Consider the following 21783-nt stretch of genomic DNA (forward strand, 5'->3'; position numbering starts at 1 on the left):
ATTACAGTAATCTATTTCGTTGTTTTAAAAAGGCTTGTAATGCCTCTCCTATATGCTCATCTAATCGAAACATGTGATAACCAATATTATGGGTCAATAAAGTATTTTTATTTTTTTTGATTGCAGCATTCAATGCTGATAGATATTGCTTTTTAGCTTCCTTTGCATCAATCTTTCGTTTGGCACCTGTTTCTAAATCCTCAAAAGTGACTGTTCCTTTGTAATTAAATTCTAATTCATTTTTACCCATCAAATGTAATACTACGACTTCATTTCTGGGGGTTTTTAAACGTTTGATAAAAGCAGTAAGTTCTTCTTGATGTTCATATAAATCTGTAATAAAAAACACTAATTCCTTATGATTACGGTCATGTAAACTTTTAGAAGCATTGGGATTTTCAGGCCATCTTCCTTTATTTTCTATATCAATTAACCCTTGTAATAATCGATTATAATGTTGTTTTTGTACTTTAGAATAAACGCTGTGCAACTTTTTATCATTCAAAGCAAAAAGCCCAATAGCATCTCCTTGTTTTTGAGAAAGATAAGCTAACGTAGCTACCAATATTCTAGCGTACTCCATTTTAGAAAATTTATCTTCTTTATGAAGCATAGATGTACTAGCATCCACAATAAACTTCACTGCAATATTGGTTTCGATATCTGACTGTTTGATATAATATCTACCTGATCGTGCCACCATTTTCCAATCCAGCAATCGTAAATCATCACCTTGCTCATAATTCCGAAATTGACTAAACTCCATTCCTGAGCCTACACTTCTACTATGTTGAAGTCCTGACAGGTACCCATCAACGATTACCCGAGCAACAAGTGCTAATCCCGATACCGTTTTAACTAGTTCAGGTTTTACTAATTGATGATACGCTTCTTGTTTCATTTTTGTTATGTCAAAATGTAACTACAGTATAGTCTTTAAGAGCTCAAGAGTAACATCATCAGAGGTGATTCCTTCGGATTCTGCTCTGAAGTTTACAATAATTCTATGTCGTAATACAGGAAATGCAACCTGTTTTAGATCTTCGGGAATTACCGATAAGCGTCCTTGTATTAAAGCTCTGGCTTTTGCCGTCAATATCATAGCCTGTCCTGCCCTAGGTCCTGCTCCCCAATTCACCCATTCTTTTACATAAGCATTGGTAGTTGTTTCGGGTCTTGTAGCTCTAACTAGTTTACTAACGGCAGCAATAAGATCATCACTGATATGTACTTGGCGTACCAAATGTTGTAACCGTAAAATATCTTCTCCCGTAATTACTTTGTTTAAAGTAGTTTTAGCCACTCCGGTGGTACTTTTTAGTACAGCCATTTCTTCAGATTCGGTAGGGTATCCAATTTTAATGTATAATAGAAAACGATCTTGTTGTGCTTCCGGAAGTATAAAAGTTCCGGACTGCTCAATTGGATTTTGCGTAGCAAGAATAAAGAATGGTCTGCCTAATTTATATGTCTTATTAGCATACGTCACTTCAAACTCTTGCATCGCTTCAAGCAATGCCGCTTGCGTTTTAGGCGGTGTACGATTGATCTCATCCGCCAGTATAATATTAGAAAAGATGGGACCCTTGTTAAATTTAAAGAACTTCTTTCCCGTACCGTGCTCTTCTTCCAAAATTTCTGTTCCAATAATATCCGAAGGCATTAAATCGGGAGTAAACTGTATTCTTTTAAATTTTAAATCTACAGCTTGCGCCAAAGTTCTAATCATTAATGTTTTTGCTAATCCAGGAACTCCTTCCAGTAAAGCGTGACCCCCTGCTAAGAAAGTAATTAGTAGTTGCTCTACTGTTTCTTCCTGACCAATAATTACCTTACCTATCTCTTTCTTTAGATTTATTAATTTTTGTGTCAGTATATGTACCTCTTGCTCAATACTTGCTAAATCTTTATCCATATATACTTTTTTTATGAGGTCAATGCATACATCACTATATTAACCCCAAAACGAGTATTATCTATTTTATACCAACGTTTATTTCTAAAATCATAATCCCACTCACACCCATAGTCTTTATTGCTAAACAACACTCCTATTCTACCATTGATCACAATAGCTTTTAAATAATCATGCACAATGTCATCACCCCATCCATTTAGTTCTTGCGAGGTGGTAGGTGGTCCATCTTCAAATTTGAAAAATATACTATAAATCTCATGGGTATTAGGGATTTTCTTTAACTCACCTGAACCAAAAATATCTTCCATCTGCCTAACAAATGATTTAGAAAACAAACCATCTATATCATGATTACAATCATCAGCAAATACAAAACCTCCATTTTTTACGTACTTCTCAAAGTTCTCACGTTCTTTTTTTGTGAACTGCACAAGCTTATGACCGGATAAATAACAAAATGGACTTTTGAAAATCTCATCACTACTTAGTGGAATAATTTTTTCCTGCGTATCCACTTTTAGCGTAGTATATTCCACAAGAGAATTCAGAAGATTAGAAGGCATTCTTTGATCCACATCCCAATCTCCAGATTCATACTGTAACCTTGTAAAGAAAAACTTATTAGCCAATGCACAATCATTTTGACTTTTGAAAAAAGAAAAACTGGTCATTATGATATACCAAAACAACCAGTTTTATATTATAATTATACCGCATCAGATAAGCTGGTAAACGTAAAGTCTCTTATTTTCATATAAGGTACCAAGTTACCGTTAATCCGTACTTGTTTGCCAAGAGTTTCTAGATTATTTAGCATTATAATAGGACTCTCATTAAACCTAAAATTCTTCACCGGATGCTTTATTTTTCCGTTCTCTATATAGAATGTTCCATCTCTAGTAAGTCCTGTATATAATAAAGTTTGAGGATCTACACTTCTAATATACCAAAGCCGTGTAACCAGGATTCCTTTTTTAGTTCCCTTAATCAGATCTTCTAGTGAAGCATCACCACCTTGCATAATAAAACCATTAGGAAATGGAACAGGGTCTACTCCTTTTTTCTCAGCCCAATAACGGCTATATGCCAAGTTTTTTACAACTCCATTTTCTATCCAACTGGTTTTCTTCAAAGGTTGTCCAGAGCCATTCCAAGTACCAGTAGGCACTTCTGGATTCAAAGGGTCTGACCATATATTTACACGTTCATCTACAATCTTCTCACCCATCTTGGTTCCTCCTCCTTCTTTGGACATAAAGCTCCGTCCTTCGTCTGCAGTACGTGCATTAAATGCAAAGGCCATATTACCCAAAAGACCAACAGACGCTGCTGGTTCCAGGATCACCGTATATTTACCAGGTTCTATTGCTTTAGCTTCTTTAGACATAACTGCTTTCTCTATGGCTACATTAGAAGCTTCTACTGCATCAAATTTACTGATATCATTAAAGTCTCTGGTTACCCAACCAGATCCAGTACCATCATTACTGCGCATAGTGACAGTAAAATTAGCGCTTGTCGATTTATTATACGCAAACAGGCCATTAGAATTCATCATTGCACTAAAGCCATATGAGTCGTTAAAAAAGCCTGCTGCTGTTACTTTTTTAGCTGCTGCTGGTTCAATACTACTATTAGCAACTTGCGCACGATAATCAGGTGTAATTTTTGCCGTAGCATCATCATATGTAATAGATGCATCATATTTTTGTGGACCTAGAGGTGCCATAAACTCAGGGTTTTCCGGAGATAATTTTGCCAATTCCTCTGCTCTTTTCACTACTTTCTTTAAAGATTCATCATCAAATTCATCGATAGTTGCTGTTCCGGATTTCTTTCCAAAATTAGATTGAACCACTAACGTTTGATTGGATCGGTGTCCTGCTGTAGACACAGTATTTCTTGCGTAGCGGATGTTACCGCTTTCGCTTCCGCTTAAATTTATTTCGCAAGCATCTGCAGTAGAAAAGCTCAACGCCTTTTCCATAATCTGCTTTGCTTCTTCTTTAGAATATATTGCCATGATTTTTTTATTTGAATAAGACAGTGAATTAGATTTTTCTACCAGTGTTGATTACATTTACACCATTAAAACGTGTAGTAGAACTTCCGTGAGATACAGCACTTATTTGCGAAGGCTGTCCTTTTCCATCAAAGAATGATCCGAACATTCGATAATCATCTTTGTCACATATCTTGGCACAAGAATTCCAGAATTCTTGTGTATTAGATTGATACGCCACATCATCAAGCATACCTACAATCTTACCATTTTTAATTTCATAAAATACAGTTCCTCCAAATTGGAAATTGTATCGTTGTTGATCAATAGAATACGAACCTCTTCCTGCAATGTAAATTCCTTTTTCTACATCTTTGATCATATCATCAATAGAATATTTTTCTTTACCAGGCTCCAAAGAAACGTTAGGCATACGCTGGAACTGCACATCATTCCAACTCTGAGAATAACAACATCCGTGTGATTCATTTTGATCGATCATATGAACCTGATCTCGTATTGCCTGATAATTGGTCAGAATACCATTACGAACCAAATCCCATTTTTTGGTTTTTACTCCTTCGTCATCATATCCGACAGCTCCCAGTGATCCTACCTGGGTTTTATCAGCTACAAGATTTACAATCTCGCTTCCGTATTTGAAGTTTTTAGTTTTCCACTTATCTAATGTAGCAAAACTAGTTCCAGCATAATTAGCTTCATATCCTAATACACGATCTAATTCTAGTGGATGTCCAACAGACTCGTGAATTGTTAAGCCTAAATGATTCGGTTCCAACACTAAATCATATTTACCGGCTTCTACTGACTTAGCTGTCAATCTTTCTTTAGCTTGTTTAGCAGCAACGGTAGCATCTTCAACAATATCGTAACTATTACGGTATAGATTTAATCCAGCAGGACCTTTCAGTTTTTCTGAAGCTAAACCGTCCATATATTCATACCCCATTCCCATAGGGGCACTCATCGCTTGACGTGATTTAAACTTACCAGTTCCCTTATCTATAGCTGTCACCGTGAATGTCGGCCAAATACGATGTACATCTTGATCAATATATGATCCATCTGTTGAAGCAAAATATTTTTGCTCATTTACCATAAATAATGCTGAATTCACATAATTAGCCCCATTCTTTAAAGCCGCAGCATTGGCAGAAAGTAGAAGATCTACTTTTTCTGAAACTGGAACATCTTTAAAATCTTTAGTGATAGGAGTTTTCCAACTTACCTCACCATGCGATTTTACTGGTGCCAATTTCACTTCTTCTTTTTGAATTTTAGAATTTGCCTTTGCAATTGCTACTGCTTGATCAGTCGCTTTCTTAATTCCATCTTCAGTAACGCTATTGGTAGATGCAAATCCCCATGTACCATTAACAATTACGCGAATTCCTATACCAAACGATTCTGTATTCACTACATTTTGTACTTTATCTTCTCTAGTGAATACATATTGATTAAGGTATCTTCCTATACGAGCATCTGCATAGCTTGCTCCTAAGGATTTTGCAGTATTGAGTGCTACATCTGCCATCTTTTTCTTAATGGCTATGTCCATTCCCGGATTAAGCAGTGCTTCTGCGGGAATATCATTTCCCAGGAGTAATGATGGCATCATCAAAGCGCCCGCTCCTAGTCCTGTGTATTGAATAAAATCTCTACGTTTCATAAACCTCTTTTTTGATTGAGTGAATATTAAAATAAGTCTGATGAACTTTACCCCTTATGTATTATGATAAGGGTTATGATCTATATGTTATTATTCACAAAGTTTAGTTACAAGACTAACCTCTGTTAGCTTTAAAAATAGAAAAATTATAATAAAGGAACATATTTTAAATCCATAGAAAAACCTTATTGTTAAAGTATAAATTCAGAGAAATAAATAAACTTCAAAACACATATAAACCACTGAATGTCAGAATTATAAACTAAAACTTGTTTTTGAATTACATCTAACTAATTAAGTGTTTTTTAATCAAAAACGTACTAAACAATCGTAAACATAAATTTTTGTTAAACTTTTAAGACATATATCAAACAAACCCATAATCAATAGCTTTTCTATAAACCACATCAATCCGACTTAAGTAAATCATAATTTTTTAACACGTATTTCTGTTGCTTCAATTTTATTTGATTTTTTGATGCCATACTAATAGATTGGTTAGGGCTTCTTTTAGATTAATCACAAAACCACTATGAGTAACATTCCCTAAAAGCCTATAAATAAGTGATTAATATGTTCGATATCTTCCTTGAGAGTATTCTTACCGCTCACATTATAAATTTTACCGTTGATCATATTTTGATTTCAGAATAGCTATTGTCATACTACTTTTACCTCAGTAAAGAAAACAAAACAGTAGTATTATGGAAAGTAAAGCAAAAATCAAATTCACAAAAAAAACAGCCTATCTAATCATTGGGGTTTCTATAGGGGCAATTCTTCTTTTTGAAGCTGGGTATGCATTTGGAAAATTCTTATATCACTTTACAAACTAAAATCATTAATCAAAAAAACAAACATTATGAAACATGCAGAGTACATTATCGAAAACAACAAAGTAGAAGTATTTAATACATTATTAGGAAAAGAATCTATCTTTTTAAATGGAACTAAAGTATCAGAAAAATATTCTTTACTTGGGAGTAATCATTATTTCAAAATAGGAAATGACAACTATTCCATAAGACCTTACCCAACATTAGAAAAAATATCAGGAGTAGGATTTATGATACATAAAAACGGGTTACCGATCAAGATTAAAAGCATTTTCAAAATAAAAAGGATAAAAAATACTCTTCGATTATTCACTTCGGTCCTTTTGGGAATCATTATAGGGTTATTATCAGGCGGTGCAATAGGATTTGGAATCGTAAAATTATTCTTTCACTAAAAACAAATACATCATGGTAACTTTAGCAAAAATAATCGTAACAATTATCATCAACATATTATTCTAAATCATAATCGATCATTCTCAGTATTAAATTATATTTGAAAATTATCAAAAAATCTGATGAATACTATCTTATCAAAACACAAGTGGAGCATTATTTTCTGGACTGTACAAATTCTTGGTTGGGGTGGCTTACTATTATTTAGTTTTTTAGTAACTCCTAATACCAATGGCTATCGATACAGTGATACTAATATTATGGGGATGATAGCCTCATTTGTGGCCGGTACATTCACCACTGGTTTATTACGTCTATATTTAAAACGTGTCATCATATTTAGTGAATTTGATTTTAAACAGCTTATAAAATTTGTATTCAGTGCCACTCTTGCTTCATTTTTATATTTTTTCATCACATTTGGAACAGGGTTTATAATGGGATATACCGACACTTCTCATAGTCAGGTAAAAGTTCCTGAAATTCTAGATGTAGGCATAGCTTTTATTATTTTCAGTTCTTTTATAGTCATATTTGGATGGTCTATTCTGTATATGGTGATTAAAATTATTATCAATCTTAGTGCAGATCAACTGGAGAAATCAAAACTGAATGCCTCTTTAAAACAAGCTAAGCTTAATACCTTAAAAAGTCAAATCAACCCACATTTTATGTTTAACAGTCTAAATAATATAAGAGGGTTGATGTTAGAAGATGTGGATAAATCCAGGGAGATGCTTACTAAATTATCAGAAATGCTTAGATATTCATTGACCAAAAATGATGTCAATGCAATTTCACTTGAGGAAGAATTAGAAATGGTGGATAACTATATTGATTTATCCAAAATTCAGTTTGAAGATCGTTTAGAATACAGAAAAGATATACATCCTGAAACACTTACGATTCCAATACCTCCAATGATTATTCAATTATTAGTAGAAAACGGGATCAAACATGGAATATCTAATCTAAAAAGTGGGGGCAAAATAGTTGTTAAAACAAAACTTATAGAGGGCATATTACTGATCAAAGTTATAAATAGCGGTATATTATCTATTTCAAAAAACACTACCCGATTAGGTTTGCAAAATATCCAACAGCGATTACAATTATTATATGGGAATAAAGCTTCTTTTTCTTTAAATGAAATTGAAAGTGAAGTTGTAGCAGATATTAAAATTCCAATAGCACATGACAAGCATTAAAACTGTAATTATAGAAGATTCTAGGTTAGCTCGCAATGAGCTAAAGGAACTTATGAAAAACCATGAAGAACTCCAACTTATTGGTGAAGCGGAGAATGTTGACAACGGATATGAGCTCATTACAAGCGTTCAACCAGATCTTATGTTTTTAGATATTAATATGCCGGAAAAAGATGGGTTTGAATTACTGGAGATGTTAGACAATGTACCTATCGTAGTTTTCACAACGGCTTTTGATGAATATGCTATCAAATCTTTTGAATATAACGCATTGGATTATCTCCTAAAGCCTATAAATCCCAATCGATTTGCTACAGCAATTGATAAGGTAAAAAACAAACTTATAGATAATGGATCGGTAAACCTTCAGCATGAAAAACGCGACGAGAACAGTCAGATATTTATTAAGGACGGAGATAAGTGCTGGTTAGTTAAGATTAGTGACATTTCTCTCTTTGAGATTGTAGGTAACTATACTCGGGTATATTTTGAAGATAACAATCCTTTGATTTATAAATCGCTTAACCAGATCGAAACAAAATTACCTGATGAAAAATTCTTTAGGACAAACAGACAACAAATTATTAATTTACAACATATTCACGACGTTGTTCCTTGGTTTAATGGTAAACTAAAGCTTACGATGAAAAATAATATAGAAGTCGAGGTTTCCAGAAGACAATCTTATAGTTTTAAAGAAAAATTAAGTTTATAGTTTCACTAAACAAAACACAATTTATCTAAGGAATCGTTAATTGTTTTGTTAAAAGCTAAATAAACTTCTTATATTAGCTTCAATATTCAAAGCCCAAGATTTCATTACTATAAAAGCTAGCATTTTTATGATAGCTTATTTACAAACTTAAAGTTACAATTCACAAGGCATATCAATTCATTGATAGAGAGTCCCTTTGTGTAAAAATATTATTACAAACATATTGTGATATAATTTAATTGTAACTAATGAAATTATCAAGTACCTACATCTGTATTATTTGCTTACTACTTAGTATAAGCTGTGCCAAGGAAAAAAAATCCGAGAAAGAATCGATTACCATAGGTACTAAGAAGAAAGAAAAAACAGTTAAACCAAAAGAAACTTCTTCAGTTCCTATAATGTTGGACAATAAAGGTATTGGCCCTATAAAGTCAATTACTTTTGATAATAATATTGATCAAAATTTAGCTACCAGAGGCGAACAACTCTTCAAGTCAAAATGTGTAGCATGTCATAAAGCAAATAAAAAATTTATTGGCCCTCCTATGGTAGGGATTTATCAAAAACGTAGTCCGGAATGGGTCATGAATATTATCATGAATCCTGATGAAATGCTGAAGAAAGATCCTGTGGCAAAAGCATTGTTAAAAGAATATAATAATACAATAATGCTAAATCAAAATATTCCTGAAGAAGAAGCCAGAGCTATGGCCGAATGGTTTAGAACACTCAAATAATAACTTATAAGCAAATCATCTTTTATTATGCAAAAAGAACCACAATATGATGCAATTGTAGTTGGAACAGGTATTAGCGGCGGTTGGGCTGCCAAAGAACTTTGTGAAAAAGGTCTCAAAACATTAGTCCTAGAAAGAGGTCGAATGGTAAAACATATTGAAGACTACACTACTATGAATGATGATCCCTGGGATTATGAACTTAAAGGAGAACCCTCTAAAAAAGAAATTGCAGAGCAAGAAAAACAACACCGTACAGGTTATGTAACCGATAAAGCACATCGTCATTTCTTTGTTAATGATTTAAAACATCCTTATAACGAAACCAAACGTTTTGATTGGATAAGAGGGTATCACGTAGGAGGTAGATCTTTAATGTGGGGGCGTCAAAGTTACAGATTAAGTGATATTGATTTTGAAGCCAATAAAAAAGAAGGAATAGCCATTGATTGGCCTGTACGTTACAAAGATATTGCACCCTGGTATGATAAAGTTGAAGAGTTTATTGGTGTAAGTGGTGAAAACTTAGGCTTAGAACAATTGCCCGATGGTAAATTTTTACCACCAATGGAATTAAATTGTGTTGAGGATCATTTAAAATCTAATATATCTGATAACTATATTGACCGAGTACTTACCATAGGAAGAACAGCACATATTACGGGTACCAAAACTTTTGATGGACGAATGAACTGCCAATACCGTAATCGTTGTATGCGTGGTTGTCCATTTGGAGCCTATTTTAGTAGTAACTCTTCTACTCTTCCGGCCGCTGAACGAACCGGAAACATGGAATTACGCGAAAATTCTATTGTTCATCAAGTGATCTATGATGATAAAACAAGAAAAGCTACTGGAGTCAAAGTAATTGATACTATCACCAAAGAAAAACACGAATTTACTGCCAAAGTAATTTTTCTATGTGCTTCATCAATTGCATCAGCAAGTATTCTCCTTCAATCTACATCAGAACGATTTCCAAATGGAATGGGTAATGACTCTGGAGAATTAGGTTGTAATATTATGGATCATCACTTTAAGGCAGGTGCCATTGGAACCTATAATGGATTTGAAGATAAATATTATAAAGGCAGAAGGCCAAATGGTTTATACATCCCAAGATTCAGGAACATAGGTGGTGAAACTGATCAAAAAACTTTCAAACGGGGGTATGGATATCAAGGAGGTGCCAGTCGAGAAGATTGGCGAGAAACCATCGCAGAACTAGGGTATGGTGCCGAAATGAAGGATGCCATCTTAAAACCTGGTAAATGGAGAATAGGATTAATGGGATTTGGGGAATGTCTGCCATATCACGAAAACAAAATGACATTAGATTATAATCAACTTGATGAATGGGGATTACCCACCATTACTTTTGATGCAGAGTTTAAAGAAAATGAACTCGAAATGCGTAAGGATATGGTAAACCAAGGAATGGAAATGCTAAAAAAAGCAGGGTTTACAGACATTGAACCCTGGGATGATATTGGTGCTCCAGGATTGGGAATTCATGAAATGGGTACAGCTCGTATGGGAAAAGACCCTAAAACATCAGTACTTAATGAAAACAATCAAATTCATGCAGTGCCTAATGTATATGTTACCGATGGTTCATTTATGACATCTTCCAGTTGTGTAAATCCATCTCTTAGCTATATGGCTTTTACCGCCAGAGCAGCTGAACATGCTGCAAAACAAATTCAGAAAAACGCTTAATACTATCACAATGAATAGAAGAGAAGCCATAAAAAATATTGGATTAACAGCAGGATATATTGCTGCTACCCCCACAGTACTTAGTATCTTACAAAGCTGTACCAAGGAAATAAAATTAACCTGGGTTCCTGAATTATTTTCTGAAGATGAAGCTAAAATCTTAGATCAATTAGTAGATCTTATTATACCTGAAACAGATACTCCAGGAGCAAAATCACTTAATGTACCCATGTTTGTAGAAAAATTCATTAATAATGCTATAAAAGATGAAGAAACACAGATGTTCAAAAACATAGCGGGTATTGTTACCAATGAATTTGACGTTAACGAAGATAAACCGGTTAAGAAGATAAAGATTGAAGAGTATGATGCTCTGTTGACAAAATATCTTCGTACATCCAAAGAGCAACAGAAAGCATATCAAAAGGAAATGGAACAAATGAAAGGGCCGGAGGATTTTGAAAATATCTCTAAAGATGCCAAAATATTTCTATACCTATCTGTCGTTAGAGATCTTTCTATTTGGGGATATAAAACTCACGAAGAGATCGGAGAAAATGTTCTTGCTTACTTGCCAGTTCCCGGCGAACAAATTGGGTGCGAATCAATAGAAAAACTTACAGGTGGAAAAGCCTGGTCACTATAAACAGTAAATCATGCTAAAAACAATCACTAAAGCTATTGTCATAACCTTGATAATATGTTCCTGTAAAAACAGCGCTTCAGAAAATACTGAAGCACAACAAGAAAAAGAAAAAATAGCTGTGGCTGAAACCAAAAATGACAAACCATTCTTTAAATTATCATTAGCGCAATGGTCTCTACATAAAGAAATCCTATCCGGTAAAATGAATCCTTTGGATTTTGCACAAAAAGCTAAAGAACTAGGTTTTGAAGGAGTCGAATATGTAAATCATCTCTATTCCAAAGAATTAGAGAAAAACCCCAATCCAGAGATTGGAATGCGACAACTGTTAGAAACCTTAAAATCTAAAAGCGAGGAACATCAAATTCAAAACCTAATCATTATGGTTGACGGTGAAGGTGATCTTGCAGTTACTAATGAGAAGGAACGTAATCAAGCTGTTCAAAATCATAAAAAATGGGTAGATGCTGCTCAGTTCTTAGGCTGCCACTCTATCCGGGTCAATCTATTCGGTACCAATAATCCTAAAGAATGGGTAGAAGTTGCTGTGGATGGATTAGGTAAATTATCTACATATGCTGCAACCAAAAATATTAATGTAATTGTAGAGAATCATGGATACTTATCTTCTAATGCAGCATTACTTATAGAGGTGATTAAAAAAGTTAATAAGCCTAATTGTGGCACACTACCAGATTTTGGAAATTTTTGCTTGGAACGTGAAGGAGGTAAAAGATGGGAGGCTAAATGTATTAAAGAATATGACAAATATAAAGGTGTTGAAGAAATGATGCCTTATGCTAAAGCTGTTAGTGCGAAATCCTATGATTTTAATGCTGAAGGCAATGAAACCAAAATTGATTATAAAAAAATGCTAGAAATTGTGAAAAAAGCAAAATACAATGGTTTTATTGGTGTAGAATATGAAGGGGAAAGATTAGGAGAAATAGAAGGTATTAAAGCTACCCGTGATTTATTACTAAACACAGCGAAACAAATACAATAACGAACATATATATGAAGACTACAACTCAAGTCCAACTTTCCCTAATGATGTTTTTAGAATTCTTCATCTGGGGAGGATGGTTTGTAACCTTAGGGAGTTATTTACCGAACTCTCTAAACACTAGTGGCGCAGAAATTGCAATGGCATACTCAACCCAATCTTGGGGTGCCATTATTGCGCCATTTATTATTGGTCTGATTGCAGATCGGTTCTTTAATGCCGAAAGAATTTTAGGAATTCTCCATCTCATTGGGGCTTTTTTAATGTATCAAATGGCTAACGCTACAGATTTTGGTGCTTTCTACCCCTATGTTCTAGGGTATATGATCGCTTATATGCCAACACTAGCATTAGTAAATTCTGTATCTTTCAATCAGATGAATGATCCTGCTAAACAGTTTTCATTTGTTAGAGTGTTTGGTACTATTGGATGGATTGTAGCTGGGTTATTAATAAGCTATGCCTTTCATTGGGATTCTGAAGAAGGTGTTTCTAGTGGAATGCTAAAAAATACATTCCTGATGACAGCAATAGCTTCAGCTTGTTTAGGAGTTTTTAGTTTTACGTTGCCCAAAACACCTCCAAAGGTTGGTAAAAATCAAAAAGTAACAATCTCAGAAATTTTAGGTTTAGATGCTATAAAACTATTAAAGGATAGAAACTTTTTGATGTTCTTCTTAGCTTCTATATTAATATGTATCCCTCTAGCTTTTTACTACCAACATACGAATCAATTTTTAAGTGAAATCAAAGTGACCGACCCTACAGGTAAAATGACTATTGGTCAAGCTTCAGAAGTTGTTTTTATGCTACTTCTTCCCTTTTTCTTTAAGAAATTTGGATTCAAAAAAACATTATTGGTAGGAATGTTAGCTTGGGCAGTTCGATATATATTATTTGCCTATGATAATGAAGGAGAATTGGCCTTTATGTTAATTATTGGGATCGCTCTACACGGTATTTGTTACGATTTCTTCTTTGTCTCCGGTCAAATCTATACGGATAGTAAGGCAGGAGAAAAGTTCAAAAGTGCAGCACAAGGATTGATTACCTTAGCTACTTATGGATTAGGAATGTTAATTGGGTTTTATGTGGCTGGACAAATTACCGATGCAAATGCATATCTAAAAGGTGATGGTCATGATTGGCAAAGCATTTGGATCTTCCCAGCTATATTTGCGACAGTAGTAATGCTTCTTTTTGCAGTATTTTTCAAAAACGAAAAAATAGAATATAAGGAATGAAGTAAAAAGTATCCAGTTTACAGTAAGCAGTAATTATTTATACCATAAAATACTGCATACTATCAACTGCTTCCTACAATCAAAATAATATAATGATTCTATAAGTTTTAAATACTAAGTATTAGTTTTAATTAAAATAAAATTAAAGAAAAATGACCCGACTTAAAATGGGAATGGTAGGTGGAGGAATTGGTTCCTTCATCGGAGATGTACATAGAAAAGCCGCCAGTATTGATGGAATGATTGATTTGGTATGTGGTGCATTCTCTAGTAGTGAAGATAAAAGTATTGCTTCCGCGGAAGTGCTAGGAATTCCAAAACATAGAACTTATGGTAGTTTTGAACAGATGATTATTGAAGAAGTTAAACTTCCTGAAGAAGAGCGTATGGATTTTGTGTCTATTGTGACCCCAAATCATATGCATTTCCCTCCTGCAAAAATGGCCTTGGAACATGGTTTTCATGTAATTTGTGATAAACCTATGACGTTAACTTTGGAAGAGGCAGTTGAACTGGAAAAGATTGTACAATCTTCAGGAAAGGTTTTTGCGCTTACACATAACTATACAGGATACCCTATGGTCAAACAAGCTAAAGCTATGATTGCTAAAGGAGATCTTGGAACAATTCGTAAAGTAAATGTGCAATATCTTCAAGGCTGGTTGGCAACAGCCGTAGAAAAAACTGGGCAGAAACAAGCTGCCTGGAGAGTAGATCCTAACAAGTCAGGAATCGGAGGTGCTCTTGGTGATATCGGAACACACGCTGAAAATCTAGTAGAATATATTACCGGAATCCAAATTAAAGAGTTAGCTGCTGATCTTTCTGCTTATGGTGAAGGCAGAACGCTGGATGATGATGGTAATATATTATTACGCTTTGATAATGGAGCCAAAGGAGTTATGACCTTTTCACAAATTGCAACTGGAGAAGAAAATAATCTGGGAGTAAAAATCTATGGTACTAAAGGAAGTGTAACATGGTACCAAGAAAATCCAAATGAATTAGTAGTAAAGTGGCTTGACCAACCTAAGCAGGTATATACTCCTGGAGGAAATGGCGGTTATCCCGAAGCATCAGAATATGTTCGTATTCCTGCGGGACACCCAGAAGGATATTTAGAAGGTTTTGCCACCATTTACAGAAGTTTTGCAAAAGAATTAAATCAAATAAAAGATAGTAAGTCTGGTTCTACTCTACCCGATTTTCCAACTGCACAAGATGGTGTGCGAGGAATGAAATTCATTTATGCCGCAGTAGAGAGTAGTAAAAATAATGCAGAATGGACTAAATTAATATAAGTAAATAAAAATCTAAATTCTGTCTTCTCGAGCCGAGTCGAGAGATAAGAAAATGTATTACATTTCGACTCCGCTCAATGTGACAGATTAAAACTATTCAAATGAAAACAATCAAAGGCCCTGCAATATTTCTTGCGCAATTTATGGATGAAAAGGCTCCATTCAATTCATTAGATGGTTTATGCAAATGGGCATCAGACCTTGGATATAAAGGTATTCAAATCCCTACCTGGGAAACCAGATTAATCGATCTTGATAAAGCTGCTGAGAGTCAAACTTATTGCGATGAGTTAAAAGGTAAAATTGCAGACTATGGATTAGAAATCACAGAACTCTCTACACACTTGCAGGGACAACTAGTAGCTGTTCATCCAGCATATGATATTATGTTTGATAATTTCGCACCGGATGATTGTAAAAACAATCCAAAAAAACGAACTGAATGGGCTATCAGACAAGTGAAAAATGCTGCAATTGCAAGTAAACGACTAGGAATCAATGTACATGCTACATTTTCGGGAGCTTTGTTATGGCATACCATGCACCCCTGGCCACAACGACCTGTCGGATTGGTCGAAATGGGTTTTGAAGAACTTGCAAAACGTTGGCTTCCTATTCTGAATCATTTTGATGAACAAGGCGTGGATGTATGCTATGAAATCCACCCTGGAGAAGATCTGCATGATGGTGTTACTTTTGAACGCTTTCTGGAAGCAACAGGGAATCATAAACGAGTAAATATCTTATATGATCCAAGTCATTTCGTTTTACAGCAACTAGATTATATCGAATATATAGATCACTATCACGAGTTTATAAAATCTTTTCACGTCAAAGATTCTGAGTTTAACCCTACAGGAAAAAAAGGTGTATTCGGCGGGTATGGTGATTGGATTGATCGTGCCGGGCGATACCGTTCTCCTGGTGATGGACAAATAGATTTTAAAACAATATTCTCTAAACTTACAGAATATGGTTGTGATGTCTGGGCAGTAATGGAATGGGAATGTTGTATTAAATCTCCTGAACAAGGAGCCCGAGAAGGTGCTCCATTTATACAAAGTCATATTATTGAAGCTACACAAAAAGCTTTTGATGATTTTGCTGGAGCAGATATTGATAAAGAACAGCTCCAAAAAATATTAGGATTATAGCCAACTAAAAACGAAAACCGAAAATGAAGAAATTATCTTTTTTACTACTATTAACTTTAATAGTTTACTCCTGCAAACAAGAAAAAGAGCATACAGATCAAACTGCAATACAGAAAGAAAAACCTGTTCAAGACAATACTAAACCGGAAAAAGAAATTACAGATCCAAAGGAAACCGAAGTTTGGGAACCTGAACCAAAAGCAATCTCTTTTAATGAAAACAACGTTCCATCGGACGCTATAGTATTATTTAACGGTTCTAATTTAGATTCCTGGGTTTCTACAAAAGACCCTAGTGCAACAGCTGGTTGGACTATCAATCCTGATAAAACAATGACTGTAAAACCAGGAACAGGAGATATCCAGACTAAGCAAAACTTTGGAAGTATTCAATTGCATCTAGAATGGAGTGCTCCAGATGTTATTGAAGGAGAAGGACAAGGAAGAGGAAATAGTGGTGTTTTCTTTCAGAATAAATATGAGGTACAGATTCTAGACAGTTATCAAAATCGTACATATGCTAATGGGCAGGCTACTTCAATATACAAACAACATATCCCATTAGTAAATGCAACTAAAGCTCCAGATCAGTGGCAGACTTATGATATCATATTTCATGCTCCTGAATTTGATGCGGATGGTAATAAAACGAAATCCGGATCATTTACGGTAATTCATAATGGAGTACTAGTGCAAGATCATATAGAAATTTTAGGCTCTACAGAATACATTGGTTCACCTAAAAATGAAGCTCACGGAAAAGGTCCTATTAAGTTACAAGATCATAGCAATCCTGTACAATACAGAAATATTTGGGTAAGAGAATTATGATGGAATGGTCTCAAAAAAATATTTGGATTATGGTGATTGCAGCTGCAATCACCATAATTGGTTTATTGACCGGATGGTATCTTTTTATCTTTATAATATTACCCCTAGGATTTCTTTTTAAAAGGAATAAATAAAAAATTACTATTCCTCTATAAACTTAGCTACTACTTCAGAAATATCTTTTTGTTTAGTTTTTATATCCATCCCGAATAAAAATTTATATAGTGGTTTTTCATCCACCGATTTTTTAAGCGAAAGATCTGTATTTCGGTTATAAATATCATCCCACTCTTCTCTAACTGAAGCCCAAAACTTTTGATTGTCCTGCCACCATATCCTTGCAAGTTGGCATTTTTCATCTGCTACTTTAGTATAAATATTATATCCTTTTTCTTTTGCCAGTAGTATATCTTCACCTCCATTCTTACGAATCACTTTATCATTATCTTGTTCGTGTATCCATCCATAATCAGTAATTTCATGGCGATTTCCTCTTACCATCACATTATAATCGCTACGCTTAGTATATTCTCTACGAGGTAATGGCGCATCCGTTTTATTCTCCCAATAGTGACGACCATCTACATGTACCCAAGTAGCAGAACCAGAATATCTAGGACTATCATCTACCTGATATACTTTTTGAGTCCACTGCCCTTTTACATCTTCAGGCATCAGAGAAGTATATTTCCATACATTGTCTTTGTGATAGTGATGTACATCAGTGTTCTCATATAGCCAGTCTTGCCTCCAATGCTTTACAATCATAGAATCTCTTACGATTAATAAATGTTGAATAGATAACTTATCCTCTTTGTCTTCAATTAACTCAGCCCATTCCAACCCTCCTGTAGCGTAATCTTTTGATTTGATATAATCTTCTTTAGGTGAAAATGTTTCCGAATATTTAAATGTCACTTCATAACATCCACACATTGATTTAATGGCTTCTACATCCTGTTTTTTCTTGTCTTTTTGTGCAGAAGTACTGAATGAAATCAATGCCAATAGCCCTACAATTACTTTTTCAATTTTCATTATATGATGATTTATATGGTTAAAAATACAAGGACAAAATTAATTAATTTTATTTAGATTTAATAAAAATAACATTTTATATTTGTTCCAATACTTAATTATTAAGATTCAGTCTAAATAACATGAAGAGAACGGTTATCTTTTTTTTAATCTTAAAATCAACACTTTATAGTCAGGAAGTTTTTATTAAAAAAACTTCAGACTCTTTGTCATCACAACAATTAGAAGAAGTTGTAATCAGTGCTACTCGCACAGAAAGACAGCTTTCCTCTCTCCCACTTCCAGTTACTTTAATTTCTAAAAGTCAAATAGTAAGAAGTGGAAATATTAGACTAAACGAAGTATTAAATGAACAAACCGGAATCATAATGACTCCTGATGCTACTATTGGTTCTAGTGATGGCGTACAAATTCAAGGTATCGCCTCTGATTATATTCTTGTATTAATCGATGGTGTTCCTGTTATAGGAAGAAGTTCGGGCAACCTTGACTTAAGTCGATTTGCTATTGGTAACATAAAGCAAGTTGAAGTGGTCAAAGGACCATCATCCAGTTTATTTGGTTCCGAAGCACTAGGTGGTGTAATTAATATCATCACCGAAAAGCCCAAATCAGATAAAATCAGTGGTCAAGCATCTCATCGTTATGCTACTTTTAATGGGCAAAACACTAATGTAAGCATCAATCAAAAAATTAACAACATTGGATATTCTCTCTTTATAGATAGATTAAGTACCGATGGTTATGACTTAACCCCCGAACAAGAAGGACAAACCATTAACCCTTCTTACAATTACACATTTAACGGAAGGTTTTTCTTTGATATTTCTAAAAAGCTTAAAGCTTTTACTTCGGGTCGCTATTTCTTTCAGGAGTTTGATGTTTCTCCTAATACCAGTGAAGAAAAAGACCTCAATGCTCATTTAAGATTTGATCATAATCCGACAAAAAAAATTGCATTACAATATGAATTGTATTACACCAACTATATAACTGACGAACAAACATTGGATTCTATAAGTGATGAAATTCTATTTGAAAATGATTTTAATCAACGATTATTAAGACCGGAGATAAGATTTAATTATAATGTAAGGACCAACAATACTATAACTTTTGGAGGAGGTTATAATTTTGAAAGCCTAAAGCGCACTCTATTTGCAGATAATGTCACCTTTGATTCTCAATACATTTTTGGACAATATGACTTCAAGCCCTTTGAAAAACTTAATATCATTGCGGGAGCTAGATTTGATAATCATAGCGTATACAATTCGCAATTAAGTCCAAAAATTTCATTTAAATATGATTTTACATCTAATATCTCTATAAAGGCATCGGTCGGCTCAGGTTTTAAAGCTCCGGATTTTAGACAACTCTATTTAGATTTCACAAATGCCTTAGGTGGTGGGTATACTGTATTTGGTAAAGAAGTAGAAGCTGCCGGTATTCAGCGATTGATTGATAATGACGAAGTTAATGAAAGCCAACTCAGAGTAGATATTTCTGAGTTAGGAGAACCTTTGGATGCTGAAAGTTCAATTGGATACAACCTGGGGTTTGTATATAAAAAGGGAAAAACAAAAGTAGATATCAATTTCTTTAGAAATGATTTTAAAAGCTTAATTGACACTCGTATTCTAGCTCCAAAAACAAATGGACAAAATGTATTTGGATATATCAATCGTAATGAAATATATACTCAAGGATTAGAGGTAGATCTAAAACACGAGCCATTTCAAAACCTCTCACTTTCTGCAGGTTATCAATTACTATATGCTTATGACAAAGAGGTAAAAGAAGAAATTAAAAATGGAAAATTTGCCCGAGATCCTTTAACTGGGCAAGATATAAGACTAAGCCAATCCGACTACTTTGGATTAGAGAATAGATCAAGGCATACTGCTAATTTCAAAGTTTTTTATACAATTCCAAAATGGAATGCAAATGCAAACCTAAGACTCGTATATAGGAGTCGATTTGGTCTTACAGATTTCAATGGAAATGGCTTTCTGGATACATTTGACAATTCTTTTATTAAAGGTTTTGCTTTGGTAAACTTAGCCTTAAGTAAAACTTTTTATACACATTATAAATTTCAGGTCGGAGCAAATAACCTATTTGATTACAAGGGAACAAGCCCTTTTTCAAATGAGCAAACCGGAAGAATACTAGTAAACCCTGGCCTTCAACTATTCGCCAGATTTAATTATCAATTTTAACTTAATATCTAAAAATCAAAGCAATGAAAAAACTATCATTCTTATTTTTCACACTTACACTAACTTTCATTTCCTGTAGTGATGATGATGACAATGCACCGGTATTACCTCCTGCAATTGAATCTAAACAAATTACTAATATTTTTGCACCACAAATCGGTGGTCCTGGCTCGGGACAGGATGCATCAGGAGAATTTACAAAGTTTGACTTTAAAACTGGTGAAGTAACCACAAGTGATACAGATTGGGATATCGCTTTTAGAGCAACCGCAATTGCCATAAATGGTGGAGTTGTTACAGGTTCTGCCGATGAACCTATACGTAATGGAAATGCTGGTGCAGCTATTGTCGAAAATACTTTCGCCAGTGTTAATAGTGCTGATGGATTGACATTTAATCAAGATGCAGACGGCGCTTTTGCCATTCCTACAGGGAGCGATAATGGCTGGTATAACTACAATTTTATGACAAATGTAGTATCACCAATTCCTGGAACAGTACTAGTTTTTAGAACCCGGGATGGAAGGTACGCCAAAGTTCAAATAGCGAGCTATTATAAAGATGCTCCTACTACTCCAAACGGATCTACTGATGAGTCGAGGTATTATACCTTTAATTATGTTTATAACCCTAATGAAGGTGATAAAAACTTGTAATAATGAACATCAAAATAGTTAGTATTATATTCATCGTTCTGCGCCTTAGTCTAGGCGGAATAATGATTTACGGTGGAATTCAGAAATTCAAGAATCCTAACCCTACTCCAATTGAAGTTATTGAAAAAGCCAAAAAGTTTCAGGAACCAAATCAGATAAACACGTTACAAAAAGTATTGTATATCAATGGAATGAAACAAACCGGATATTTCTGGCAGGTATTAGGTATTTGTGAATTGTTATTTGGTTTACTACTGATTCTTCAAAGTACTGGGTTTATCGGTGCACTATTATTATTGCCTATTACCTTACATATTTTTTTATTTCATCTGTTCCTAGAACCTGATGAAATCGGAGAACTATTGCTAACAGGAAGCTATCTTTTGGTTAATATCTTACTAATAACCAAAGAGTATCCAAAATGGAAAGGATTGTTGAGAGTCAAGTTTATTTAGAATTAGC

At 34.3% G+C, this 21783-nt stretch carries 21 protein-coding genes; 15 read left to right on the top strand and 6 right to left on the bottom strand.

All coding sequences use genetic code 11. The annotated features are described in order from the left end of the window. Window position 1: 1 nt before the first annotated feature. The 5 genes from J8M14_RS16570 to J8M14_RS16590 form a co-directional block, all read right to left on the bottom strand. Window positions 2–901 (bottom strand): DUF58 domain-containing protein, encoded by a 900-nt coding sequence (locus tag J8M14_RS16570; protein WP_211075928.1) that lies wholly within the window; start codon window positions 899–901, stop codon window positions 2–4. 21 nt (window positions 902–922) lie between these two features. After that, on the bottom strand, window positions 923–1915 hold the full coding sequence (locus tag J8M14_RS16575; RefSeq protein ID WP_211075929.1) for a MoxR family ATPase: 993 nt from the start codon (window positions 1913–1915) through the stop codon (window positions 923–925). A gap of 11 nt (window positions 1916–1926) precedes the next feature. Next, window positions 1927–2547, bottom strand: coding sequence for a DUF4159 domain-containing protein (locus tag J8M14_RS16580; protein ID WP_211075930.1), 621 nt, complete (start codon window positions 2545–2547; stop codon window positions 1927–1929). A 77-nt stretch (window positions 2548–2624) separates the two neighbouring features. Then, a complete protein-coding gene (locus J8M14_RS16585) occupies window positions 2625–3941 on the bottom strand; it encodes a TldD/PmbA family protein (protein WP_211075931.1) in 1317 nt (438 codons plus the stop codon). A 28-nt stretch (window positions 3942–3969) separates the two neighbouring features. Beyond that, complete coding sequence (locus J8M14_RS16590) at window positions 3970–5610, bottom strand: TldD/PmbA family protein (RefSeq protein ID WP_211075932.1); 1641 nt, start codon at window positions 5608–5610, stop codon at window positions 3970–3972. A 704-nt stretch (window positions 5611–6314) separates the two neighbouring features. On the opposite strand from J8M14_RS16590, the gene J8M14_RS23315 reads away from it, so the two are divergent. The 12 genes from J8M14_RS23315 (at window position 6315) to J8M14_RS16645 (ending at window position 17405) form a co-directional block, all read left to right on the top strand. Then, the gene (locus J8M14_RS23315; protein WP_282100265.1) at window positions 6315–6446 is read left to right on the top strand and encodes a hypothetical protein; all 132 of its coding nucleotides are present in this window, start codon (window positions 6315–6317) and stop codon (window positions 6444–6446) included. Window positions 6447–6472: 26 nt separating this feature from the next. Then, window positions 6473–6841, top strand: coding sequence for a hypothetical protein (locus tag J8M14_RS16595; RefSeq protein ID WP_211075933.1), 369 nt, complete (start codon window positions 6473–6475; stop codon window positions 6839–6841). A gap of 123 nt (window positions 6842–6964) precedes the next feature. Beyond that, entirely contained in the window at window positions 6965–8050 is a 1086-nt protein-coding gene (locus J8M14_RS16600) for a histidine kinase (protein WP_211075934.1), read from the top strand. Then, a complete protein-coding gene (locus J8M14_RS16605) occupies window positions 8037–8765 on the top strand; it encodes a LytTR family DNA-binding domain-containing protein (protein ID WP_211075935.1) in 729 nt (242 codons plus the stop codon). The genes J8M14_RS16600 and J8M14_RS16605 overlap by 14 nt, the downstream gene beginning before the upstream one ends. Window positions 8766–9013: 248 nt before the next feature. Further along, complete coding sequence (locus tag J8M14_RS16610) at window positions 9014–9505, top strand: cytochrome c (RefSeq protein ID WP_211075936.1); 492 nt, start codon at window positions 9014–9016, stop codon at window positions 9503–9505. Window positions 9506–9532: 27 nt separating this feature from the next. Beyond that, window positions 9533–11224, top strand: a complete 1692-nt coding sequence (locus J8M14_RS16615; protein WP_211075937.1) for a GMC family oxidoreductase — start codon at window positions 9533–9535, stop codon at window positions 11222–11224. Window positions 11225–11234: 10 nt separating this feature from the next. Beyond that, complete coding sequence (locus J8M14_RS16620; protein ID WP_211075938.1) at window positions 11235–11870, top strand: gluconate 2-dehydrogenase subunit 3 family protein; 636 nt, start codon at window positions 11235–11237, stop codon at window positions 11868–11870. 10 nt (window positions 11871–11880) lie between these two features. Next, window positions 11881–12876 carry a sugar phosphate isomerase/epimerase family protein gene (locus J8M14_RS16625; protein ID WP_211075939.1) on the top strand — a complete coding sequence of 332 codons (996 nt, stop codon included), beginning with the start codon at window positions 11881–11883 and terminating at the stop codon, window positions 12874–12876. Window positions 12877–12887: 11 nt separating this feature from the next. Next, window positions 12888–14120 (top strand): nucleoside permease, encoded by a 1233-nt coding sequence (locus J8M14_RS16630; protein WP_211075940.1) that lies wholly within the window; start codon window positions 12888–12890, stop codon window positions 14118–14120. 152 nt (window positions 14121–14272) lie between these two features. Then, window positions 14273–15421: a Gfo/Idh/MocA family oxidoreductase gene (locus J8M14_RS16635; RefSeq protein WP_211075941.1), complete on the top strand. Its 1149-nt coding sequence runs from the start codon at window positions 14273–14275 to the stop codon at window positions 15419–15421. 101 nt (window positions 15422–15522) lie between these two features. Beyond that, window positions 15523–16575, top strand: coding sequence for a sugar phosphate isomerase/epimerase (locus J8M14_RS16640; protein WP_211075942.1), 1053 nt, complete (start codon window positions 15523–15525; stop codon window positions 16573–16575). A gap of 23 nt (window positions 16576–16598) precedes the next feature. After that, the gene (locus J8M14_RS16645; RefSeq protein ID WP_211075943.1) at window positions 16599–17405 is read left to right on the top strand and encodes a DUF1080 domain-containing protein; all 807 of its coding nucleotides are present in this window, start codon (window positions 16599–16601) and stop codon (window positions 17403–17405) included. A gap of 141 nt (window positions 17406–17546) precedes the next feature. Here J8M14_RS16645 and J8M14_RS16650 read toward each other — a convergent pair whose 3' ends face one another. Next, on the bottom strand, window positions 17547–18443 hold the full coding sequence (locus J8M14_RS16650) for a DUF6607 family protein (protein WP_211075944.1): 897 nt from the start codon (window positions 18441–18443) through the stop codon (window positions 17547–17549). A gap of 122 nt (window positions 18444–18565) precedes the next feature. Here J8M14_RS16650 and J8M14_RS16655 point away from each other — a divergent pair, with 122 nt between their 5' ends. From J8M14_RS16655 to J8M14_RS16665, 3 genes are read left to right on the top strand one after another with little or no spacing between them, the layout of a single operon-like run. Then, the gene (locus J8M14_RS16655) at window positions 18566–20665 is read left to right on the top strand and encodes a TonB-dependent receptor (RefSeq protein ID WP_211075945.1); all 2100 of its coding nucleotides are present in this window, start codon (window positions 18566–18568) and stop codon (window positions 20663–20665) included. A gap of 23 nt (window positions 20666–20688) precedes the next feature. Continuing rightward, complete coding sequence (locus J8M14_RS16660) at window positions 20689–21321, top strand: HmuY family protein (protein ID WP_211075946.1); 633 nt, start codon at window positions 20689–20691, stop codon at window positions 21319–21321. Between the two features lie 2 nt (window positions 21322–21323). Continuing rightward, on the top strand, window positions 21324–21776 hold the full coding sequence (locus tag J8M14_RS16665) for a DoxX family membrane protein (RefSeq protein WP_247672677.1): 453 nt from the start codon (window positions 21324–21326) through the stop codon (window positions 21774–21776). The last annotated feature ends 7 nt before the right edge of the window (window positions 21777–21783 follow it).

The sequence above is a fragment of the Aquimarina sp. MMG016 genome, assembly GCF_018100805.1.
Classification (GTDB): domain Bacteria; phylum Bacteroidota; class Bacteroidia; order Flavobacteriales; family Flavobacteriaceae; genus Aquimarina.

Excerpts from the sequence above, each read along its gene's own strand:
- J8M14_RS16570 (WP_211075928.1), bottom strand. The coding sequence starts at position 901 with ATGAAACAAGAAGCGTATCATCAATTAGTAAAACCTGAACTAGTTAAA.
- J8M14_RS16575 (WP_211075929.1), bottom strand. The coding sequence starts at position 1,915 with ATGGATAAAGATTTAGCAAGTATTGAGCAAGAGGTACATATACTGACA.
- J8M14_RS16585 (WP_211075931.1), bottom strand. The coding sequence starts at position 3,941 with ATGGCAATATATTCTAAAGAAGAAGCAAAGCAGATTATGGAAAAGGCG.
- J8M14_RS16590 (WP_211075932.1), bottom strand. The coding sequence starts at position 5,610 with ATGAAACGTAGAGATTTTATTCAATACACAGGACTAGGAGCGGGCGCT.
- J8M14_RS23315 (WP_282100265.1), top strand. The coding sequence starts at position 6,315 with ATGGAAAGTAAAGCAAAAATCAAATTCACAAAAAAAACAGCCTATCTA.
- J8M14_RS16595 (WP_211075933.1), top strand. The coding sequence starts at position 6,473 with ATGAAACATGCAGAGTACATTATCGAAAACAACAAAGTAGAAGTATTT.
- J8M14_RS16600 (WP_211075934.1), top strand. The coding sequence starts at position 6,965 with ATGAATACTATCTTATCAAAACACAAGTGGAGCATTATTTTCTGGACT.
- J8M14_RS16605 (WP_211075935.1), top strand. The coding sequence starts at position 8,037 with ATGACAAGCATTAAAACTGTAATTATAGAAGATTCTAGGTTAGCTCGC.
- J8M14_RS16610 (WP_211075936.1), top strand. The coding sequence starts at position 9,014 with ATGAAATTATCAAGTACCTACATCTGTATTATTTGCTTACTACTTAGT.
- J8M14_RS16615 (WP_211075937.1), top strand. The coding sequence starts at position 9,533 with ATGCAAAAAGAACCACAATATGATGCAATTGTAGTTGGAACAGGTATT.
- J8M14_RS16620 (WP_211075938.1), top strand. The coding sequence starts at position 11,235 with ATGAATAGAAGAGAAGCCATAAAAAATATTGGATTAACAGCAGGATAT.
- J8M14_RS16625 (WP_211075939.1), top strand. The coding sequence starts at position 11,881 with ATGCTAAAAACAATCACTAAAGCTATTGTCATAACCTTGATAATATGT.
- J8M14_RS16630 (WP_211075940.1), top strand. The coding sequence starts at position 12,888 with ATGAAGACTACAACTCAAGTCCAACTTTCCCTAATGATGTTTTTAGAA.
- J8M14_RS16635 (WP_211075941.1), top strand. The coding sequence starts at position 14,273 with ATGACCCGACTTAAAATGGGAATGGTAGGTGGAGGAATTGGTTCCTTC.
- J8M14_RS16640 (WP_211075942.1), top strand. The coding sequence starts at position 15,523 with ATGAAAACAATCAAAGGCCCTGCAATATTTCTTGCGCAATTTATGGAT.
- J8M14_RS16645 (WP_211075943.1), top strand. The coding sequence starts at position 16,599 with ATGAAGAAATTATCTTTTTTACTACTATTAACTTTAATAGTTTACTCC.
- J8M14_RS16650 (WP_211075944.1), bottom strand. The coding sequence starts at position 18,443 with ATGAAAATTGAAAAAGTAATTGTAGGGCTATTGGCATTGATTTCATTC.
- J8M14_RS16655 (WP_211075945.1), top strand. The coding sequence starts at position 18,566 with ATGAAGAGAACGGTTATCTTTTTTTTAATCTTAAAATCAACACTTTAT.
- J8M14_RS16660 (WP_211075946.1), top strand. The coding sequence starts at position 20,689 with ATGAAAAAACTATCATTCTTATTTTTCACACTTACACTAACTTTCATT.
- J8M14_RS16665 (WP_247672677.1), top strand. The coding sequence starts at position 21,324 with ATGAACATCAAAATAGTTAGTATTATATTCATCGTTCTGCGCCTTAGT.